This is a genomic window from Candidatus Aquicultor secundus (assembly GCF_002791875.1).
In the GTDB taxonomy this organism is placed as follows: Bacteria; Actinomycetota; Aquicultoria; order Aquicultorales; family Aquicultoraceae; genus Aquicultor_A; species Aquicultor_A secundus.
Genome location: NZ_PFNG01000064.1, coordinates 415 through 902, shown reverse-complemented (window position 1 = coordinate 902; position 488 = coordinate 415). Strand labels below are relative to the sequence as shown.

The following is a 488-nucleotide window of genomic DNA, read 5'->3' as shown; positions in this document are numbered from 1 at the left end:
TTGTCTTGCTGAAGTTCCCACGGTTTTTCCGGGCACCGGATGGCCTGGGATGGAATATCTTAGACGGCAAAGACCATGATTGGACGGAAGAAAACATGAAGACACCGTTTTTCATCCGTCCGATCCATGGGTTCAATAAGACGTTTCCCGCCTATAGATACTGGCAAGGTAAGCTCGAGCACCTGCTCTGGATATTGGCAGGTATCGGCGCGCTGTTGCTTGCGCGACGAAACCGCGTACTTAGTATCCTTATGCTTTACCTGTATTGGTTCGCGTTCCATCTGATATTCGCGTTCGGTCACCCACGATTCATGATGCCGCTTACAGCCTTTAACCTGGCGCTGGTTGCCGTATGCCTGGTTGAATTCCCGGGCTGGCTAAAAGTGCAAGCCGCGGCCTGGCGACGCGCCCCGTTATACGCCCGCATCGCATCTGTTCCGGGCGGGGCTATTGCCGTTACCATGATTGTATACGCCATCATACTTGCC

General features: G+C 53.5%; 1 protein-coding gene. It reads left to right on the top strand.

Annotated features, from left to right (window positions below; translation table 11 throughout):
- A partial coding sequence (locus tag COY37_RS02615) for a hypothetical protein (RefSeq protein ID WP_286975913.1) occupies positions 1–488 on the top strand: 488 nt, incomplete at both ends.